We start from the raw sequence: 22,023 nt of genomic DNA on the forward strand, positions 1-22,023 counted from the left end.
GATAACACTTACTTGGTTGTAAAAAACTAATTAAGTGTTTTTTTTGTGTTTTTGTTATACGAAATGAATTATAATACTATTAAAATAAATATAATACCCAATTTAATATTAATTTAAAATCAATTTAATGAAAAAATCATTACTTTTTTTAATTGTTCTATTTTCTGTTATGACAGCAAATGCTCAATCCTATATGGGCTATATACCCGATAATTATGCAGGGGTACAAGGAGTGCTTTTTAACCCAGCGTCTATAGTTGATTCTCGTTTCAAAACCGATATTAATATGTTTTCTACCAGCAGTTCCTTAAACAATGACTTTTATGGTCTAAGTTTATTTGACTTGTCAAAAAGTAGTTATGATGCTAATAAAGATGGGGTTAGAACACCATTGAAAAATAATGGTGGAATTGTGTATTCTGATGTGATGGGACCTTCTTTCATGTTTAATATTGCTCCAAAACATGCAGTTGCCATTTTTACAAGGGCTAGAGCGGTTGTAAATGCAACGGATATTAATGGGCTTTTATACGATCAAGTAAAGGATGGTTTGGATGATGCAAATGATTTTAATATTAATGTAGGAAATCCAAACATGGTTGGACATACTTGGGGAGAAATTGGTGCTTCTTATGCAGCTGTTTTATGGCAAAGTAAGCAGCATTTTCTAAAAGGAGGTTTTACGGCTAAATATTTAATTGGAGGAGTAAATGCTTATGCTAAAGGTAGTGATATAACATCTTCTTTTGTACAAACTAATGATCCTGCAACAACTATGTTAATGACAACTGGTACGCTTACTATTGGAAGCAGTCAGGATATTGTTACTGGTGATGAAGACTATGTTTTTGATTCGAATTCAACTGGTTTTGGAGGTGATTTTGGTTTTATTTACGAGTGGAGACCGGATTATGCCAATTATGATTTGAATAATGCAAAACCAACCGACAATAATTTTAAAGACTTGAACAAATACAAATTGCGTTTTGGTCTCTCTGTTACTGATATAGGGGCTATCTCATATAAAAATTCAAAAGAAGAGTCTTACAATATCAATGGTGCTGTTTCTCGACAAGATATTGATGATGCCGATAATCTTGGAGATTTTCTAGAACAGCATTACGGAACTCCAGTGACTGTCTATAAAAATATAAAAGCCAATTTACCTACAGTAATGCACTTAGATGCGGATTGGAATATGTACAAGAAATTCTATTTGAACTTAAATGGAAATGTTAGCTTGGTTGATAAATCGGCTATGGGCAAAACGAGTTCAGCAAACACCTATATTTTGACACCTCGATACGAAACGAGATGGTTTACTTTTTCTCTTCCAATAAATTATATGGAATATAGTGGAATGCAAGTGGGTACAGGATTGCGTTTTGGAGCATTATTCGTGGGTTCAAGCTCGGTAATTACCAACTGGCTTTCAAAAGAATCAAAAGGTGCAGATGTGTATTTTGGGTTTAAAATCCCAGTATACCAAAAGAAATTTAAAGATACCGATGAGGATGGAGTTTTAGACAAGGAGGATGATTGTCCAAAAATTGCTGGTCCTGCAGAAAATAAAGGTTGCCCTTGGCCAGATGCTGATGTCGATACTGTAGCTGATAAAGATGATAAATGTCCAACAGTTGCTGGACCAGTAGAAAATAAAGGTTGCCCATGGGGAGATGAAGATAAAGACACCGTTTTGGATAATGTTGATGGTTGTCCAGCTGTTGCAGGCCCAGTTGAAAATAAAGGATGTCCATGGCCAGATACTGATGGAGACACAGTATTGGATAAAGATGATAAATGTCCTAACGAAAAAGGATTAGTAGCCAATTTTGGTTGTCCAGAAAATGATGCTGACAAAGATGGTGTAGTTGACAAAGAAGATGAATGTCCTACTGTTCCTGGTCCAGCTAGTAATAAAGGTTGTCCCGAAGTAACTCAAGAAGTACTGAAAGAACTTAAAGTTCAGGCAAGAGCCGTATTCTTTGTAACTGGTGAAGCAATTTTAAAAACTGCTGATAAAGGGGAAACAGATGGAAGATTAGAAGCTATAAAAGATATTATTAAAAACTATCCAAATGCCAAATTCTCTATCGAAGGACATACGGATAATGTTGGTAATGCTAAAGCGAATCAAAAACTTTCTGAGGCAAGAGCCAAAGTGGTTATGGATGCCTTAATTGCCAAAGGAGTTAATCCGGCAAACTTAACGTATGTGGGATATGGCGCGACAAAACCAGTTGCCAACAATAAAACAGCAAAAGGAAGAGCAGAGAATAGAAGAACCGAAGTGATACACGTAGGGACGATATACGAAGGAAAATTATAATTTGTTTTAATTCTAAAAAAGCCATTCTTAATTGAATGGCTTTTTTTATTTTTGCATGCCAAATAAAAGTGAATTATTTCACAATACATTAATAGTGATTAAAAAAATAGAGATGACAACACAAGAATTAATCCAACAAATTAAAATAAAAAAATCATTTCTATGCGTAGGTTTAGATGTAGATTTAACTAAAATTCCGCAACATTTATTGGCTACCGAAGATCCTATTTTTGAGTTTAATAAAGCCATTATTGATGCTACCCATGATTTGGCAATTGCCTATAAACCGAATATTGCTTTCTTTGAAGCCTATGGATTAAAAGGATGGATTTCTTTGCAAAAGACCATAAATTATATCAATGAAAAGTATCCGGAAATTTTCACAATTGCTGATGCCAAACGTGGCGATATTGGAAATACGTCTGCGATGTATGCCAAAGCTTTTTTTGAAGATTTAAATTTTGATAGTATAACTGTAGCTCCTTACATGGGAAAAGATTCGGTTGAGCCTTTTCTTGCTTTCGAAAATAAACATACCATAATGCTGGCTTTAACTTCCAACGAAGGTGCTTTTGATTTTCAAACCCTGCAAGTAAGTGGAACCCGAGGCGAAGCTAAAGAGTTGTACAAACAGGTGTTGGAAACTTCTAAAACTTGGAAAAATTCCAAAAACTTGATGTATGTGGTTGGCGCCACCAAAGCGGAATATTTTACCGAAGTTCGTAAAATTGTTCCTGACAGTTTCTTGCTTGTTCCAGGTGTAGGAGCACAAGGTGGAAGTCTTCAGGAAGTTTGTAAATACGGAATGAATGACACTATTGGATTGCTAATCAATTCTTCTCGTGCTATTATTTATGCATCAAATGGAACTGATTTTGCCGACGTAGCCAGAACCGAAGCCATGAAAATGCAGCAAGAGATGCAGGAGATTGTTCGTTTAAAGTTTAAACTTTAAAGTTTTCGGAGTTTGAGTTCTAAGAATTTAAAGTTGTTTTCTCTTGGTTTTAAATAATTTAAGGTTTTAAACAAAATTAAGCAATTTCTAAAATGAAGCAATTCACTGACCAAATCGGTGTTACCCATACTTTTGAAACTTCGCCCAAGCGAATTGTTTCTCTTGTGCCGTCCCAAACCGAATTGTTGTTTGATTTGGGTTTGGAAGACCGGATAGTGGGAATCACCAAGTTTTGCGTGCATCCCTATCATTTGAAGTCTACCAAAAAAATAATTGGAGGAACCAAGAAAGTCAATTACGAGAAAATCCGATTACTGGAACCCGATATTATCATTTGCAATAAAGAAGAGAATACTCAGGAAATAGTTCAAGAGTTGCTGAAAATATGTCCAGTTTGGGTGACAGATATTTACACCATCGAAGATAATTATCAGATGATTACTGATTTTGGTCATATTTTTGATAAAAGAATTGAAGCCAGGAAATGGAACGATAAATTGGCTTTTGCTTTGAGCGATTTTAAAAAATTCATTGAAGCCATTCCTGTAAAAAAAGTGGCTTACTTTATTTGGAAAAAACCATATATGGTGGCTGGTTCGGGCACTTTTATAGATGAATTATTAAAACTGAATCATTTTCAGAATCACTTTGCATCGAAAGAGCGATATCCTGAAATTGTACTCGAAAAAATGGAAGAGGAAGGTAATTTGGACTTGATTTTACTCTCTTCAGAACCATTTCCATTTCAAGCGGAAGACGGTTATGAAATAGCTAAATCTGCGACTAATGTCCAAGCCATTTTAGTAGACGGAGAAATGTTTTCCTGGTACGGGAGCAGATTGTTGAAAGCTTTAGATTATTTTAAATATCTGCATAACAGTATTTGAAGAAGCAAGAGGCAAGATGAAATGTGTGTAGAAAAAGGGAAAAAGTATAAAAAAATATAAAAAGTCCAGCAATCTAAATCGGCTAAAAAGCTAAGAAGTTTTATAGGAGTCTGAAAAACAACTATATTTGTCCAATAAAAAAAAGCTAAGTGATTAATTATACGATATATAAGAACGAGAACAGCAAGCAATGGGTCACATTTGTGCATGGTGCTGGAGGAAGTTCGTCTATTTGGTTCAAACAAATCAGGGATTTTAAAAAGAGCTACAATATTTTGTTGCTGGATTTGAGAGGTCACGGAGAATCTAAAACGACGTTGAAAACCGCTTTCAAACAGAAATATACTTTTTCGGCATTGGCCAATGATATACTGGAGGTTTTGGATCATCTTAAAATTGAAAAATCACATTTTGTTGGAATTTCTTTGGGAACGATCCTCATTAGACAATTGGCGGAAATGTATCCCAATAGAGTGCAAAGTATGATTCTTGGTGGAGCCATCTTAAAAATGAATTTCCGTTCCCAGATATTAATGCGTTTGGGAAACACTTTTAAATACGTATTGCCTTATTTGGTTCTATATAAGTTTTTTGCTTTTGTGATCATGCCTAAGAAGAGTCACAAACAATCTCGTTCGCTTTTTATAAATGAAGCCAAGAAATTGTACCAAAAAGAATTTATCAAATGGTTTAAATTAACAGCCGAGATAAATCCGGTGCTCAAGTGGTTCAGACAGGTCGAATTGAATATTCCTACGCTTTATGTTATGGGAGAAGAAGATTATATGTTTTTGCCGTCAGTTCGTAAAGTTGTCGAAAGCCATTATAAATCATCCAAGTTATTCGTAATTGAAAATTGTGGACATGTGGTTAATGTGGAGCAGCCCAATGCTTTCAATAGCGCCGTTTTATCTTTTATACATACTGCTCAGTAAATCATATTGAGTTTTTTAAAAAAAAAGAATCAATAATGCTTTTTTTGTTTGTTTAAAAAAAATGTTATTTTTCTATGTAAAATGAAGTGTTAAAAGAAAACCTATAAAGAAAATCTAATAAAAAGTATAAATTTATTTTGTTGGTACTTTTTTTTTTATACTTTTATCAAAAAATAAAAACACCTTATTTTGATTTTAAGAAAAACAAATATAGTTATAAATACTAAATCTCTTTATTTAAGAGGACTTCAGCCTGTATTTAATTGCTGATTTTAAATTGGTTCAAAAAACTCTATCCCTTGAGTTTTACTTTCTATTTAGTTATTGTTTTTTTCTTCTTAACCAAGACACCATGAATTTTATTAAATTAATACTTGTATGTATTGATTGTAAATCTTTTTCTCTAAAAGGATTGCAACCAATATTTAATTGTTAAAAAATCTCTTCCAGATTTAACGATTGTAGTGCTTAAATGTTTTTCTATTGGGCAACTATGATTATTTATATTCCATTTTAAAAGATTAAAAAGTGCGATTTAATAGTAATTTAAAGCTATTTGTTTGGAAATAATTATTGTTATTCCAAATTTAAATAAACAAAATTTCTGATGATTAGCATTGTTAATTTCCGATTATTAACATTTAGCAAATTTTAAATCATGAAAAACAATATTTTAAAAATAAATCAAATCATTATTTTCCTTTTTATTTCAGCAATAAGCCCTGCATATTCACAAACCTACACAAGCTGGATTACCGGAAGTGTTGCAGATGTTACAACGACTGCTACAGGTGGTGCCTGCCTGATGGGTGGCGGAACAGATAACGATGACGCCATAAAATGGATGATACAAAAATCTGGAGGTGGTGATTTTGTAGTTATTCGCTCTGCTGGAACTCAGGCTTATAATGATTATATCTATGGTTTGGGAACAGTAAATTCTGTCGAAACAATTCTGATTGATACCAGAGCCAAAGCAAGTATTGCTGAGATTGCAACCAAAATTAGAAATGCTGAAGCTTTATTCATAACAGGAGGAGACCAATCCACGTATGTTTCGTATTGGAAAGACACACCAGTAGAAGATGCCATAAATTATTTGATAAATACAAAAAAAGTTCCTGTTGGTGGTACTAGCGCTGGATGTGCCATACAGGGCAAATACTATTATAGTGCTACAAATTCTAGTGTTACATCTGCTCAGGCATTAGCAAATCCGTATAACACTGATATGACTATCGGGGCTAATGATTTTATAAACAATCCAATTTTATCAAATGTCATTACAGATACACATTACAATAACCCCGATCGTAGGGGAAGACAAACTGCTTTTATTGCCAGAATGTGGAAAGATTTAGGTGCTGGATTAAATGCAAAAGGTATTGGCGTTTATGAAAAAACAGCCGTTTGTATTGACCAAAATGGCATTGCTAAAGTTTTTGCACCCGCAACGGGTAATTACGCTTACTTTTATCAATTTGACACCTCTTCTACTCCTGAAACATTAGCTTCTGGTTCTCCATTAACATGGAACAATAGTGGGAAAGGGGTGAAAATTATTAAAATTGAAGGTGATACCTCGGGTTCTACGACAATAGATTTGAACAATTGGTCAATAGTAAATGGAAGTAAAGCAGTTTATGGTGTTATAAAAGTAATAAATGGGACGTTAACAGAAACTTCAACATCTGGAGGAGGAACAGTTTCTTATTGTACTTCACAAGGAGGTGATTCTAGTAGGGAATGGATAAAGAAAGTTGCAATTGGTACAATTAGCAATTTAAGCAATTCAAATGGAGGTTATGCTGACTTTTCTTCTCAGGTTAGTAATATAACTAAAGGAGTGGCAACTACTTTAACTTTAACTCCTGGCTTCAGTGCAACAAGAAATTTATATTGGAAAGTATTTATAGATTTAAATAATAATGGTCTTTTTACAGACTCTGGTGAGGAAGTATATTCTATTTTTAGTAATCAAACTTTAACGCCAAAAATTACCATTCGAACTTCTGCTTCTGTGGGAAATATTAGAATGCGAATTATAGTAAGTTATAATTCAATAAATTCCTCCTGTGGTACTTATAATTATGGTGAGACAGAAGATTATACATTAAATGTTATTAGTGGAACTGCAAGAATATCTAAAAATAAAGAAGCAGAATATGATAATACTACGGTTGCTTTGTATCCAAATCCTGCTAAAGATTTAGTTAGAATTAACTTTCTATCAGAACAAAAACAAGAAGCACAAATTTTAATTTATAATCTTGGTGGTTCAATAGTAAAAAGTTTAATTACAAATGTTTCTGCTGGTATTAATAATGTGGAGATTGATTTATCTGAATTGCAATCTGGTCAATATATTATAAGTATCGATAAAGGAGAGGATAAAGTAATCTCGAAACTAATAATTTCAAAATAAAGCCATTTGGAATTTAAAGCTTGAAAGTTAAAGTAATCCATTTTGATTTTAATAAAAACAAATACCATGATAAAAACTAAATCTCTTACTTTAAGAGGTCTTCAACCTATCTTCAATTGTTGATTTATATGGCTTCAAAAAAACTCTTCTTGAGTTTAGTTGATATATACTTTTTTTTTTATTACCCTAACCAAAACCAAATGAATCTTATCAATCTATTCCACGTATGTATTGATTGCAAATCTTTTTCTCTACAAGGCTTGCAACCAATATTCAATTGTTAGAAAACTTGTTCTTCACGGTTTACAGATTTCAATACCCAAACTTTCGTTTTGATGAGCAGTTAGGGTATCTATTATCAATTTTATTAAATTTAAAATATTAAAAAAATGAAATTCAATAGTAATTTAATACTGTTTGTTGTGTTGTTGGCATGTATTTCAACCTACGCACAAAAAAAAATAACAGGGACTGTTATAGATAAACAAACAAATCAGCCAATGGCAGGAGTTAATATCGTTTCTTCCAATTCAAAAACAGGAACTATATCAGGATTTGACGGGAAATTTCAATTAGAATTACCCGATAATGTTGCCTCAATAGAGCTTTCTTATATTGGTTACCAAAACAAAAAAGTAGCAATAGATGGAAGCACTAATTACAATGTTTACATGAGCTCGGGCCAAGACTTAAAAGAAGTTGTAGTTATTGGTTATGGGACAGTATCCAAGAAAGATATAAGTTCAAGTGTTTCATCAATTAAAACAAAAGATTTACCTCAAGGAACATCTTCAAGTTTTGAAAACTCATTACAAGGACAAACCGCGGGGGTAAATATCAGCTCTTCATCTGCTACGCCAGGTAGTGCGGTTAGTGTAAATATTCGAGGAGTATCCTCTATCTCAGCAAGTAGCCAACCGTTGTATATTATTGATGGAGTTCCAATGGTATCCAGAAATAATTCTGCATTAAATGCTAATATTCAGCCAACAAACCCTTTGGCGGATTTGAATCCATCAGATATCGAATCATTTTCAGTCCTAAAAGATGCTGCAGCTGCTGCTATTTATGGTTCTAGAGGAGCAAATGGAGTTATATTGATTACGACCAAAAGAGGCAAAACAGGTGTAAGTTCTGTTGATGTAAATTATTATACAGCTATTTCTGAAATTACAAATTATCCTAAAATGGTTGATAGTGAAAAATTTAAAAGCTTCTTCAACACTGCTGCCGAATTTGATGGTTTAGGAAAAGATTATTTTGATTGGATTGATACTTCAAAAGGGGTAAACACGAATATTTATGATGAAATTTTTAGATTAGGTGTTGCTCAAAATCTAGATTTGAGTTTGAAAGGTGGTAATGAAAAAACAAGTTACTATCTAAGTGGAAATTATTTTAATCAAGATGGTATTCAAATTGGACAAGGCTTTAGAAGATTGAGTGGTCGTTTAAATATAGATCATACTATAAGTGATCAATTTAAAGTGGGTTCAACTGTGTTTGTTACTCGAAGCAATCACCAAAGAACTATTGGTGAAAATGATGAGTATGGTGTTGTAATTAATGCTCAAGGCTGGGATCCTACAGAACCAATATATGATGACAAAGGAAAATACACCAATCCTTTTAGTTATAACACTTGGTGGCCATTAGAAAACCCGGTTCAAATTGCGAATGAATACAAAAATACTTCTCAATCTACACGTGCTCAAGGTTCTACATATTTAGAATGGAAAATTATTCCAGATTTAAAATTCAAAACTGCTTTGTCTTTAGACTATTCTAATTTAGTTGAGAGTTCTTATGTGCCTTCTGGAACAAATAAATCTAAAACAGGAGAAGGTATTTATGCCACTTATGAAGAAACAAACTGGCTTGTAGAAAACACTTTAAACTACACCAAAAAATTTGGAGAAAAACACGATTTTGGAGCTATTTTAGGTTGGACATTACAAGGAAATGAGTCTTTATTTTCCGATCAATCGGGTGTGGGTTACGCAACCAATTCTACAGCTAGTATTTCTGCAGCAAGTACTATTACTTCTAGTACTTCGGGTAAAAATCAATATGGATTACAATCTTTCTTTGGAAGAGCAAACTATGTTTATAATGATAAATATATTGCTTCATTTACAGTAAGAGCTGATGGTTCATCTCGTTTTGGAGAGAATAATCGTTATGGTTATTTCCCTTCTGGTTCCTTGGCATGGAGAGTAAATAAAGAAGAATTTTTTAATATAAAAACTATCTCTGATTTTAAAATCCGTGCTAGTTACGGACTTACAGGAAATCAGGAAATTAGTTCTAATTGGAGAGGTACTTATTCATTAAATGCTAATTATAATGGTGTTCCAGGTATTGCACCAAGTCGTTTGGGGAACCCGGATTTGGGTTGGGAAACAACGACCCAATTGGACCTTGGTTTGGATTTGGGGTTGTTTAAAAACAGAGTTAATTTAACATTTGATTATTTTGACAAACAAACAGACGACTTGTTGTTGCAATCTAAAGTTTCTGGTTTGACTGGTTTTAACTCCGTTTTCCAAAACGTTGGCGCGATTGAAAATAAAGGATTTGAATTTGCAATTAACGGAGCTGTTATTGACGGAGAACAATTCAAATGGAATACTGGAGTAAACCTTACTTTGTTGGATAATAAAATTAAAAAATTGAACAACGATGGTGAAGAAATTGGAAGAAATCATATCCTAAAAGAAGGCGAAGCAGTTAGCACATTATACCTAATTAAATTTTTGGGTGTAGATCCTCAAACAGGAGATGCTAAGTTTGATGATGTAAACAAAGACGGAATTATTGATTTCTCTGACAGACAGATTGTTGGAGGTGCAATCCCAACTTATTATGGAGGTTGGACTAACAACCTTAGTATAAGCGCTTTACATTGACAGCTAACTTTTTGTTCTCTGGAGGAAATAAAATATTCAACCAAAGTAGACACGTATATGATAATTATGGTTTTACAAAAAGTGGTATTCCTTATTCAAATATTAGTGAAAGAGTATATGATAACTACTGGAGAACTCCAGGTCAAATCACTGATGTGCCAAGACCATCAACAAAAGCTGGACAAATGCAACGTTTTAGTACTCAGTATTTAGAAGATGGAGATTACATTCGATTAAAAACTTTAAGTCTTGCATATAAATTCCCTTCTAACTTAATCAATACAATTGGTTTAAATAATTTGTCTTTATACGTTCAAGCACAAAATTTATTTACACTAACTGATTATTTAGGCTTTGATCCAGAGGTATCTACAAATACTTCTTCTCAAGAAGATTTGAATGTTTTGCAAGGAGAAGATTTTGGAACTTTAGGTCAGGCAAGAACGTTTACAATAGGATTAAGTACAACATTTTAAAATTTAAAATCATGAAAAAAATAAATATATATGCATGTTTATATCTGTTACTTGCCTTTACTTTTTTAGGTTGTGATGACGTATTAGAAACGAAATTGGATTCCGAAGTTCCAGTAGAAAATGCCATAACAGATGCCATTTCATTAAAATCTGCTGCAGTTGGATTATACGATATAATGCAAAGTGGAACGTATTATGGAGGCGAATTTATATTGGCTCAAGATTTAACAGGGGGTATCGCTGATGCTACTGGTTTTCAAGAGCGTTTTGCACAGCTGGATAAAGCTATTGTACCGCCATCTAACGCCTATATTCAAAACAACTGGGTGGATGTGTATAACTTGGTAAACGCTAGTAATTTGATTTTATCAAAAATGAATGAATTACAGCTTGTGGATGATAATTCAAAAGGGACAGCGCTTTTTTGTAGAGCATTAGGACATTTTGATGCATTGAGACAGTTTGGACAATTTGCAGACCTTAACTCAAAATACGGTATCCCTCTTTCTACTAGTTATGTGGATGCAAAATCAGCTTTAGGAATTTCAAGATCAACTGTAGCACAATCGTACCAACAAATTATTACCGATTTGAATGATGCCATAGGATTATTGAAGTATGATACTAATCGATTTGGAATCACAAAAGCTGCTGCTGAAGCACTACTTGCTAGGGTGTATTTGTATAAAGGGGACTATGACAATGCAATTATTTATTCAAGTAAAGTGATTGCAAATACCACTTATAAATTGAATACCAAATACAATGATATTTATGATGTGGAAGGTTCAAACGAAGCTATTTTTGAATTACAATTTTTAGGTACTGATGGAAATAGTTTAACTGGATTAATATCAGTATCTCCGCCTGAAGTTTCTGCCGATTATAGTAATTTTTTCGCACCAATGGATGATGATAATGATCCAAGAAGCTACCGTTATTATGATGATGGCAAAGTAGTTTATGTTGACAAGTACGGTACAAATAAAAATGTAATTGACGGAAATTCTATTATTATCAAGCTATCTGAAATATATCTAATTAGAGCAGAAGCTTTGGCTAAGAAAACGCCAAATGATTTAACATTAGCTTTAGCAGATTTGAATGTGATTCGTAAAAGAGCTTTACCTTCAAAACCATACACTATTACAGATGTTCCAAACCTAGATGCTTTTATCACCATTTTACTTGATGAAAATGGAAGAGAATTAGGTTTTGAAGGGCATAAATGGTTTAGTCTTGTTCGTTTAGGAAGAGCAACATCAGAATTGAATATTCCTGCTTTTAGAACGGTTTATCCTATACCTCAAAATGAAATTACTGTTGCCAAAGGTGTTTTAGAACAAAACCCAGGCTATTAAAAATCTCAAAAGAAGTTACTAATTCGGAATTTATTTGATTAAATGGATTCCGATTAGTTCCTTCTTTCTTTCAAAAAAAAAAAAATGACAAAACATACACCATTCGCATTATGTATTCATGGAGGTGCAGGCGTAATAACTCCCGAAAATCTTTCGGAAGCCGATAAAAAATTAATAAATGCTGATTTAATGCTTGCCTTGAATTCAGGTGAAGAAATTTTAGTAAAAGGGGGAAGCGCCATAGATGCAGTTGCAGCTGCCGTAGTAGTATTAGAAAATAGTATTCATTTTAATGCTGGAAAAGGAGCTGTTTATACTAGAACTGGCAAACATTTACTTGAAGCATCCATAATGGACGGTGCTACTTTTAAGGCAGGAGCAGTTGCTAATAGCAAGAGAATTAAAAATCCTGTTTTATTTGCAAAAAGTCTATTAGCAGACGAAAATATAGTATTACTTTCGGGTAAAGGTGCAGATAAATTAGCGGAAGAAACCAATCACGAAATGGTTGAAAACACTTATTTTGATACTAATTTTAGAAAAGAACAACTTATTGAAGCTCAAAAAATTTCAGAAACAGGGACCTATTTAGATCACACGAATCTAAAAATGGGAACTGTTGGAGCCGTTGCTATTGATAAGCAAGGAAACATTGCTGCAGCAACTTCTACAGGTGGAATGACAAATAAATTAGATGGACGTATTGGTGATACAGCTATTATTGGTGCGGGCACATACGCTAACAATAAAACATGTGGAGTATCTTGTACTGGTGTTGGTGAATATTTTATTAGGGCAACGGTTGCTTCGATGGTCTCTAATTTAATGGAATATGGACACAAAACACTAGAGCAGGCAACAGAAATAACAATTAAGGAACATTTAACTCAATTGGGAGGCGAAGGCGGATTAATTGCAATTGATAACGAAGGAAATGTGAACTTTTCCTTTAATTCTCAAGGAATGTATCGTGGATATGTTAGTGAGAAAACAAATGAGAAGAAAATCTATATTTGGGATAACGAAGAAATATAATATTTATCAATCAAAATGAGCATGGCCGTGATTTGGTTGTAAACATCAATAGCGGCTATGTATTTCCATAGTCCAAAAAAAAGTATAGATATGAAAAATATTCCAATTTTTATTTTAGCGTTTTCGCTTTTTCAAATTTCTTGCCAGTCTAAGAGCGAATCTGGTAAAAAACAACCTATTTCTGAATTAGAGAAGCAATCTAAAAATAAAGCTCTCGGGAAATTATTTATTATTGGAGGGGGAAAAAAGTCAGATGCTTTGATTTCGGAATTGATCACTTTAAGCAAACTCGAACAAGAAAAATTCATGATAATCCTTCCAATGGCTAGTGAAGAACCTGATTCGGCGGTTTATTATACTGCAAAGCAGTTTATTTCGTTAGGTGTTCGTCCAGAGAAGATAAAATCTTTTAATCTTAATCCAAAGAATCAAACAAAGGGGCAAATCGATTCTCTTAAAACCGCAAGTTTAATTTATATTACGGGTGGTGATCAGAACTTGTTTATGAAATCTGTTTTGAATACTTCAGCTTATGATGCTATTTCTACCGCTTATCAAAATGGAACAACCATTGCAGGAACAAGTGCTGGCGCAGCTGTGATGAGCCAAAAAATGATATCGGGAAATGAACTGAAACATCCAAAATATACAGGAGATTTTCGTGCCATTGAAGCTCAAAACTTTGAGATAAAAACAGGATTGGGTTTACTCCCAAACGCTATTGTTGATCAGCATTTTATTCGTCGGATGAGGATGAATCGTTTATTAGCTGTAGCGCTGGAAAATCCAGATCAAATAGCAATTGGAATTGATGAATCTACTGCTATTATAGTAGATGGCGACTCTGCAACGGTTTGTGGCGATTCGCAGGTAATTTTAATTCAGAACAGTGAAAAGAAAAGTATTCACACAAAAAGTGGATTATTAGGCGGTAAAAATATCAAGTTAGAAATCCTTCTTTCGGGAGAAAAATTTAAAATATAAAAGATGAAAATATTAGAAAAATTCCCAGACACAATCACTATAATTTTGGCTATAACTGTTCTATTTATTGGCTTAACATGGATAATTCCAGCGGGAGAATTTGACAGATCTATTGTTAACAATACCGAAAAAATTATCGCAGGCTCTTATAAGCATGTAGAAGCGATTCCTCAGGGTATCGAAGCATTTTTAGTTGCTCCCATCAAAGGATTTATTTCGGCAGCACAAATTATTGCTTTTGTTTTTTTGGTTGGAGGTGCTTTCGCTATTATAAACACTACCGGAGCGATAAATGCTGGTTTATTTAATGTAATTCAATACAGTCAAAAAAGGCCCAAATACAAAATTTTAGTTCTTCCTTTTTTAATAATATTATTTTCATTTGCAGGAGCTACTTTTGGTATGAGTGAAGAAATTTTAATCTTCATTTTGATTACTGTTCCTATGGCAAAAGCAATGGGATATGATGCAATAGTTGGCGCGGCAATACCAATTGTGGGTACAGGCGTTGGTTTTGGTGGCGCATTCAGTAATCCTTTTACTATCGGTATTGCACAAGGTATTGCACAAATTCCAATTTTTAGCGGAATGGAATACCGAATTTTTGTATGGTTTGTTTTGACCAGTATTGCTTGTGCAGTAATAACTCAGTATGCATCGAAAATCGAAAAAAATCCCAAGAAAAGCTTATTGTTTGGTATTAACAATGAGAATGAAAAAAGTAATATTGATACTTCAGATTTTGATTTAAATAGTTCTAGAAAGCTCGTTTTGGTGGCTCTTTTGGCTTCTATTGTTATCCTTATTTATGGAGTAAGCAATTACGCTTGGTACATTAATGAAATTGCGGGTTTATTTTTAGCATTGGCTATTTTTGTTTCCATTATTTATAGAATGCCTATATCTAAGGCTGTAGATGCTTTTGTGGATGGAGCCAAGGATATGATGACAGCCGCTTTGGTAATTGGTTTGGCAAAGGGACTTTTAATTATTTCACAAGACGGGAAAATAATAGATACAATTCTAAATTCAATTGTAACCATTACCCAAAATACGGCACCAGTAATTTCTGCTGTATGTATCTTCTTTTTTCAATCCTTTTTGAACTTTTTTATTCCGTCAGGTTCTGGACAAGCGTCTTTAACGATGCCTATCATTATCCCAATTTGCGATGTGTCAGGTATCAGCAGACAGATGGCAGTATTAACTTTTCAGCTAGGGGATGGTCTTACCAATCTCATAATTCCAACAAGTGGCGTTACGATGGGGGCTCTTACACTCGCCAAAATACCATATAGTAAATGGTTTAAATGGATGTTACCAAGAATGTTAGTGTTTTTAATAGCGTCGATGTTGTTGTTACTTCCTCCCTTATTCTTATTTAAATGGTAAAAACAAAAAAGATGAAAACAATTATATGTATTAGTTTGCTGGCATTATGTTCATGCGCTTCAGACAACGATTCAAAAGAGCCTGAGTCAACGCTGCCTGAAGCAGTCGTGCCTAGAGTTAAAAACTACACGTCTTATTTTGCTGGAAATAAAACCGACAGTAAAAACAAGGCACTTGGTGGAATTTGTTTGATGGGAGGTGCTACAGAGAATGATGAAGCGATGAAATGGTTCCTAAAAAGAGCAAATGGAGGTGATGTTTTAGTTCTAAGAACTTCGGGTACTGATGGCTATAATTCTTATTTGTATTCTTCATTAGGAGTAAAAGCAAATTCTGTTGAAACTATTCTTTTTAAAAATAGTGCCGCCAGTTCAGATAGTGAGATTCTTGTTAAAATAAAAAATGCTGAAGCCATTTGGTTTGCTGGTGGTGACCAATGGGACTACATTTCCTATTGGAGAAATAGTCCGGTTTCAAAAGCTATAAACGATGCAATTGCACAAAATAACATTGTTATTGGAGGCACAAGTGCAGGAATGGCAATTCAAGGAGGTTTTTATTTTTCTGCTCAAGAGGGAACAATAACATCTTCAGAAGCATTACAGAATCCTTTTGATTCAAAACTAACGGTTTCTAATGAATCTTTTCTTGATAATTCTATTTTAAAGAATGTGATAACAGATACTCATTATGATAATCCTGATAGAAAAGGCCGACATATAGCATTTATAGCGCGTATTATAACGGACTATGGTATCTCAGCCAAAGGGATTGCCTGTGATGAATATACATCTGTTTGTATTGATGAAAAAGGAATTGCAAGAATATTTGGAAGCTATCCCGCAAAAGAGGATGTAGCCTATTTTATAAAACCAAACACAGATATTCCAAATAATAAACCTGAATTGTGTAGTCCTAACAAAGCTTTAGAATGGAATCTCAATAAAAAAGCTATTACTGTGTATGAAGTTAAAGGAACTAATGACGGTAAAAACACTTTTAATCTAAACAATTGGACGGAAGGGAATGGAGGAATTTGGAAAAACTGGTATATAGAAAATGGCACATTAGCAGAGCGAATTGCTCTTTGATATGTATAATAAACTTCTCTATAAATTATCTGATTTGTGGACGCTAAAGATCATTTTTTTATTTTTTAAGTGTTAACCTTTAAGATGTCTTAGCTATTCTAAAAGAAATATCCGTTTATTATTGGAGATATTTTTAATTGGTTTTTTCTCAGATTAGAAGGATAATTGATTGAGAGGAAGTAGAATGGATTTTTTTTATAATTATTAATAATCAAATATTTAACAAATTTACAATGGAAATAATTTTAGAGCAATGGGGTATTCTTTGGCAGGATATTATTAATCATCCAGGAGCCTCATTAGCAATAATTGGAAATTTAATTATTATTGAAAGCTTGCTTTCTGTAGATAATGCAGCAATATTAGCAACAATGGTCATGGATTTACCAAGTGAACAACGGGATAAAGCTTTAAAATACGGAATATTTGGAGCCTACTTTTTTAGAGGAATAGCAATGCTTTTTGCAGCATTTTTAATTAAAATATGGTGGCTAAAACCTATTGGTGGAATTTATTTACTTTATCTGGCTTATGATTATTGGAAAAGCAAACATGCTGAAGATTTTGATAACGATACATTAGATAAAAGCAGTAATTGGCTCTATAGAGTAACAGTTGGTTCTCTGGGAACGTTTTGGGCTACCGTAGTTTTAATCGAATTAATGGACATGGCCTTTTCTATAGATAATGTATTTGCAGCAGTTGCATTTACCCCAAACATAATTTTAGTCTGCATAGGCGTATTTATCGGGATTTTAGCCATGCGATTCATTGCACAATGGTTTGTTACACTTATGGGGAAATATAGCTTTCTTGAAACGGCAGCATTTGTTGTAATTGCATTATTAGGACTCAAATTAACTTTTTCTTTATGGGAACATTTTTATCCGGAAAGTGTAATAAGTGTATTTTTAGGAAGTCATACTGCTGATATTGGCATCTCTGTTTTAACAGTTGCTATTTTCTTTGTCCCGATTTTAACTTCACTATTTTTTAGTTTTCCTCAAAAGAAATTAAATTCTTAGAAATTGTCTGAATATAAAGATGTATAGAGAAATCAGATTTTAATTTTTTTGCGAAATGTAATATAATATCGGTTTCCTGAAAGTTTAGACTAATTTGTTTTTAAGACATTTAATCGTTTAGATTTATCTTTTGAATTAGTGTTATTTATCTAAACAAAAAATGCCTGTATCATGACGATACAGGCAATTTTATAACTAACCAAAACCAAAGTAATAAATAACCAGTTTATTACATTGCAAAGATCAGCATAATGTTTAATTTTTGTTGTTAAGGAATTGTTATTACTTATTCGAAAAAAGTTAAGTTTTGCAAGTTGATTTTAACATATTAAAATTCTGAGTTTTTGTAAATTTAACTAATTGAAAATCAATGCTGTTTTATTTCTGAAAGAGTTAAATTGAAATTTCGGCTTACTTTTTGTCTTGCAGTGCAAATACTTTCTTTAAAACATCTGATGTTCTGGCATTGATATTGGTTCTGATGTTTTTTTCTTCTACGGTTATCATTTTAAACACACCATCAAGGGCTTTATTGGTCACATAATCTGTAATGTCTGGATTTACTTTGGATACGAAAGGGATTGTATTGTACTGTTTTATTATGGCTGTCCAAACTACATCTGCACCTACTTTACCGATTGATTTTTGAACGACAGGATTAAATTTGGCATAAAGCGGAGTAGTAGTTGCCGTTTGTAAATAAACAGTTGCAGCATTGTCTTTACCAAGTAAAATGCTTTTGGCATCGGTTATAGTTATGTTTTTGATTGCCGATACAAATATTGGTGTTGCTTCTTTTACGGCATCTTCGGCGGCTCTGTTTAAGGCTAAAATGCCTTCATCTGCTAATTTTGACATCCCCATTTTTCTAAGGGTTTTGTCCAATTTGGCTAATTCGTCCGGCATTAGAATCTTCACGGCCTCATTTTTATAAAAACCATCAGTCGCTGTTAGTTTAGATACTTGTTCGGTAACGCCTTTGTTCAATGCTTCTTTTAGTCCTGCGGCAATGTCTAAGTTGTTATTCGATTTTGTGACAGCATTGATTTTTTCGGTTGCTTTTGCAAAAATGTCTTTGAATTGAGCATTACTTATTGCAGGTAAAATAAAGAGTAGGACTAAGGCTTTTTTCATTTTATTTTTATTTTTTTCAAAAGTAGACAAACAATATTTACTAATGAAGAGCAATTTCCCAATGAAATGCTAAAAAATGATTGACTTCGTTTATAATAATCGGTTGAGTTTATTTATTATATTTGTAATATATTGAAATTAAGATGTTTATGTGTTTTTAATTAATAAAATTGCAATTTTTAAAAATGAAAATATTGGAATTGGAATTACTGTCGGATGATGTTTCAAAAACGGAAGCTTTTTATAACCAAGTTTTGGGATTGGAAACTTTATATAGAGATAATTCCAGTGTTTCATTCCGTGCAGGGGCTACAAAACTGACTTTTCATTCTTCCAAAAATGTAAAACCAGTTTATCATTTTGCTTTTGATGTACCCAATAATAAGCTATTGGAAGCTTTTTCTTGGATAGAAAGCAAAACCGCAATCATGTATGTAATTCCGCCCGATAAAATTGCCGATTTCTACAACTGGAATGCCAAGTCCTTTTATTTTTACGACAATAACGGAAATATTCTGGAGTTCATTGCGAGAAACGATTTGGATAACGCTTCTGAGAAATCGTTTGATGGCAAATCTATTCTGTCGGTTAGTGAGATTGGATTGGTTTCCAAAAATGTAACTGCACAATGCGATGAACTATTTGAGAAATATGGATTAACGCCTTATTCAAAGCAACCCAAATTACCCAAATTTATTGTTTTGGGTACCGTAACGGGACTTTTTATCCTTGTGGAAGAAAATAGGGATTGGTATCCAACATATAAGAAATCAAAATCATTTTGGACAAAAGTAGTTTTTAATCATGAAGGAGAAACCAGAGTATTGGAAGTCTCAAAATAAATAAAGTCAAATTAAGGAATGTAAAATCAATTTAGGAAAAAATGGAAAATCAAGACTATCAGCCATCACCGGGAGGTATTATGCAAATCGGATCTGGGTTTTGGACCTCAAAATTATTGTTGGCAGCAGTAAAATTTCAATTATTTACAAAGCTTGCTGAAAAGGAATCAATGTCGGCTCAGGAAATAAAGACGATGCTGAATCTGAAGTGTACTGATATTCATTTGTTTGATTTTTTGGATGCCTTAGCGGGATTAGGATTTTTAAATAGGGAAGGGCTTTTGGAGTCAGCAATTTATTCCAATAGCACCAATACGGATGCTTTTCTGGTTATAAACAAACCAGCCTATATTGGTGGAATGCTCGATATGCTGAATAATCGTTTGTACCAATTTTGGGGAAACTTAGAGGAAGGTTTGCTTACTGGTTTGCCACAAAATGAAATTAAGACAGGAGATGATAATTTATTTAATGAACTCTATAAATCGCCTGAAAGATTATTGGAGTTTATCAATGCGATGGGTAGCATTCAGATAAGAAATTTTAATGCATTTGCCCAGCAGTTTGATTTTTCAAAATACAAAACTTTGACCGATGTTGGCGGATGCGGTGCAGTATTGTCTACTACAATTGCTAAGCACCAGCCTCATATGAAGTGTACCAGTTTTGATCTTCCGGTTGTGGAGCCTATTGCAAAAGAAAAAATTGCAAAGACATCTTTTTCGGATAGAGTTACAACCGCAAGTGGTGATTTTTTTGCCGATCCATTTCCAAAAGCTGATGTTATCGTCATGGGGAATATACTGCACGACTGGGATGAACCTAAGAAATTATTGCTTCTTCAAAAAGCATATGATGCCCTTCCCGAAGGCGGTACATTTGTAGCCATAGAGAATATTATCGATGATGAGCGATCCAAAAATGTTTTCGGAATGATGATGAGTTTAAACATGCTTATTGAAACCGGAACCGGTTTTGATTATACTTTTGCCAGTTTTAATAAATGGACAAAAAGTGTGGGTTTCAAATCGACATCAATTGTTCCTTTGACAGGGCCTGCAAGTGCGGCGATAGCTTATAAGTAATTTAAGAGTAAAAAAATCTGCTGGATCTGAAAAAATCTGCGTAAAAAATTAGCACGCAGATTTTGTAGATTTAAAAAAACGTTTCTATTTCCTAAGAGAATACAACCGTTTTGTTATTATAGACCATTGTTTTTCGCTCGGCATGTAATGTTACTGCTCTAGCAAGTACCATTCGCTCCAAATCACGTCCTTTCATGATAAAATCCTCTATTGAATGGCTGTGGGAAACTCTCGAAATATCCTGCTCAATAATTGGTCCTTCATCCAGTTCCGCTGTGACATAATGGCTTGTGGCACCAATAATTTTTACCCCACGCTTGAAAGCAGAATGATAAGGTTTGGCCCCTGGAAATGCCGGTAAAAAGGAATGGTGAATATTAATAATTTTGTTTTTGTAAAGCGCAATCAAATTTGGAGTGATAATTTGCATATAACGAGCCAAAACAATAAAATCAATATCAAATTTTTTTAATAATTCAATTTGTGCCTTTTCACCTTCTTCCTTGTTGTCTTTCGTAAAAGGAACATGGAAGAACGGAATGTTAAATCGCTCGGCAACCGGTTTTAAATCTTCGTGATTGCTGATGATTAGCGGAATTTGAAGTGGCAGTTCACCCGCACAAAAACGACCCAGAAGGTCATATAGGCAGTGGTCATATTTTGAAATAAACAAAGCCATTTTTGGTTTTTCATTCTGAGGATACATATCCCAAGTCATGTTAAATGGAGTAGCCAGATTGGTTTGAAAGTGACTTTTTATAGCTTCAATATTCCAAGTGTCTTTACTGAACTCGCATTCCAGTCGCATAAAAAACACATTTTCGTCGGCATCAACATGCTGGTCCAGATAAGTGATATTTCCATCAATCGAAGCAATATAATTCGTTACCGAGGCAATAATAGCCTTTTTGTCTTCGCAATGGATAAGTATGGTAATTTTTTGCATTTGTTTAAAATTTTCTAAAAATAATTAGGAGCTAATCCCGCTGTACACTGCAAGTCCTCATTGATAAAACTGTTTTTCTAAGCTCCAAAAAGAGCTTCTTTCAGTCGCTTTTTTGGAGCAAGGAAAACGAGTTACATCCATTCCGGGCTTTTCGTTTCCATCGGGGCTAGACCTCGAAAATACCAATTTTTTCCGAAAACTAAGCTCGTTTT

At 33.6% G+C, this 22,023-nt stretch carries 17 protein-coding genes; 15 read left to right on the top strand and 2 right to left on the bottom strand.

Translation table 11 applies throughout. The features are described from left to right. Window positions 1-127: 127 nt before the first annotated feature. From KZH69_RS05445 to KZH69_RS05505, 13 genes are all read left to right on the top strand, one after another. On the top strand, window positions 128-2,329 hold the full coding sequence (locus KZH69_RS05445; RefSeq protein WP_219316438.1) for a DUF5723 family protein: 2,202 nt from the start codon (window positions 128-130) through the stop codon (window positions 2,327-2,329). A 112-nt stretch (window positions 2,330-2,441) separates the two neighbouring features. Beyond that, window positions 2,442-3,284: an orotidine-5'-phosphate decarboxylase gene (pyrF, locus tag KZH69_RS05450; protein WP_219316439.1), complete on the top strand. Its 843-nt coding sequence runs from the start codon at window positions 2,442-2,444 to the stop codon at window positions 3,282-3,284. A 92-nt stretch (window positions 3,285-3,376) separates the two neighbouring features. Further along, complete coding sequence (locus KZH69_RS05455; protein WP_219316440.1) at window positions 3,377-4,171, top strand: ABC transporter substrate-binding protein; 795 nt, start codon at window positions 3,377-3,379, stop codon at window positions 4,169-4,171. 149 nt (window positions 4,172-4,320) lie between these two features. Further along, window positions 4,321-5,106, top strand: coding sequence for an alpha/beta fold hydrolase (locus tag KZH69_RS05460; RefSeq protein WP_219316441.1), 786 nt, complete (start codon window positions 4,321-4,323; stop codon window positions 5,104-5,106). Window positions 5,107-5,764: 658 nt separating this feature from the next. Further along, complete coding sequence (locus KZH69_RS05465) at window positions 5,765-7,531, top strand: GEVED domain-containing protein (protein WP_219316442.1); 1,767 nt, start codon at window positions 5,765-5,767, stop codon at window positions 7,529-7,531. Window positions 7,532-7,920: 389 nt separating this feature from the next. Then, entirely contained in the window at window positions 7,921-10,440 is a 2,520-nt protein-coding gene (locus tag KZH69_RS05470) for a SusC/RagA family TonB-linked outer membrane protein (protein WP_219316443.1), read from the top strand. After that, window positions 10,437-10,916, top strand: a complete 480-nt coding sequence (locus tag KZH69_RS05475; RefSeq protein WP_219316444.1) for a hypothetical protein — start codon at window positions 10,437-10,439, stop codon at window positions 10,914-10,916. Before KZH69_RS05470 ends, KZH69_RS05475 begins: the two co-directional genes overlap by 4 nt. An 11-nt stretch (window positions 10,917-10,927) precedes the next feature. Continuing rightward, window positions 10,928-12,277 (top strand): RagB/SusD family nutrient uptake outer membrane protein, encoded by a 1,350-nt coding sequence (locus KZH69_RS05480; protein ID WP_219316445.1) that lies wholly within the window; start codon window positions 10,928-10,930, stop codon window positions 12,275-12,277. 84 nt (window positions 12,278-12,361) lie between these two features. Then, on the top strand, window positions 12,362-13,312 hold the full coding sequence (locus tag KZH69_RS05485) for an isoaspartyl peptidase/L-asparaginase family protein (RefSeq protein ID WP_219316446.1): 951 nt from the start codon (window positions 12,362-12,364) through the stop codon (window positions 13,310-13,312). Between the two features lie 90 nt (window positions 13,313-13,402). Next, entirely contained in the window at window positions 13,403-14,296 is an 894-nt protein-coding gene (locus tag KZH69_RS05490) for a cyanophycinase (protein WP_219316447.1), read from the top strand. A 3-nt stretch (window positions 14,297-14,299) separates the two neighbouring features. Continuing rightward, window positions 14,300-15,688 carry a YfcC family protein gene (locus KZH69_RS05495; protein WP_219316448.1) on the top strand — a complete coding sequence of 463 codons (1,389 nt, stop codon included), beginning with the start codon at window positions 14,300-14,302 and terminating at the stop codon, window positions 15,686-15,688. 11 nt (window positions 15,689-15,699) lie between these two features. Continuing rightward, window positions 15,700-16,779, top strand: a complete 1,080-nt coding sequence (locus KZH69_RS05500) for a cyanophycinase (protein WP_219316449.1) — start codon at window positions 15,700-15,702, stop codon at window positions 16,777-16,779. Window positions 16,780-17,012: 233 nt separating this feature from the next. After that, a complete protein-coding gene (locus KZH69_RS05505) occupies window positions 17,013-17,804 on the top strand; it encodes a TerC family protein (RefSeq protein ID WP_219316450.1) in 792 nt (263 codons plus the stop codon). A 411-nt stretch (window positions 17,805-18,215) separates the two neighbouring features. Here the strand turns inward: KZH69_RS05505 and KZH69_RS05510 are convergent, their stop codons facing one another. Further along, the gene (locus KZH69_RS05510) at window positions 18,216-18,938 is read right to left on the bottom strand and encodes a DUF4197 domain-containing protein (RefSeq protein WP_219316451.1); all 723 of its coding nucleotides are present in this window, start codon (window positions 18,936-18,938) and stop codon (window positions 18,216-18,218) included. A gap of 185 nt (window positions 18,939-19,123) precedes the next feature. On the opposite strand from KZH69_RS05510, the gene KZH69_RS05515 reads away from it, so the two are divergent. Both KZH69_RS05515 and KZH69_RS05520 read left to right on the top strand, forming a co-directional pair. After that, a complete protein-coding gene (locus tag KZH69_RS05515) occupies window positions 19,124-19,780 on the top strand; it encodes a VOC family protein (RefSeq protein ID WP_219316452.1) in 657 nt (218 codons plus the stop codon). A 41-nt stretch (window positions 19,781-19,821) separates the two neighbouring features. Next, a complete protein-coding gene (locus KZH69_RS05520) occupies window positions 19,822-20,865 on the top strand; it encodes a methyltransferase (RefSeq protein ID WP_219316453.1) in 1,044 nt (347 codons plus the stop codon). Between the two features lie 91 nt (window positions 20,866-20,956). Here KZH69_RS05520 and purU read toward each other — a convergent pair whose 3' ends face one another. Next, the gene (purU, locus tag KZH69_RS05525; protein WP_111409366.1) at window positions 20,957-21,811 is read right to left on the bottom strand and encodes a formyltetrahydrofolate deformylase; all 855 of its coding nucleotides are present in this window, start codon (window positions 21,809-21,811) and stop codon (window positions 20,957-20,959) included. Between the last annotated feature and the right edge of the window lie 212 nt (window positions 21,812-22,023).

This window comes from Flavobacterium taihuense (genome assembly GCF_019351435.1).
In the GTDB taxonomy this organism is placed as follows: Bacteria; Bacteroidota; Bacteroidia; order Flavobacteriales; family Flavobacteriaceae; genus Flavobacterium; species Flavobacterium taihuense.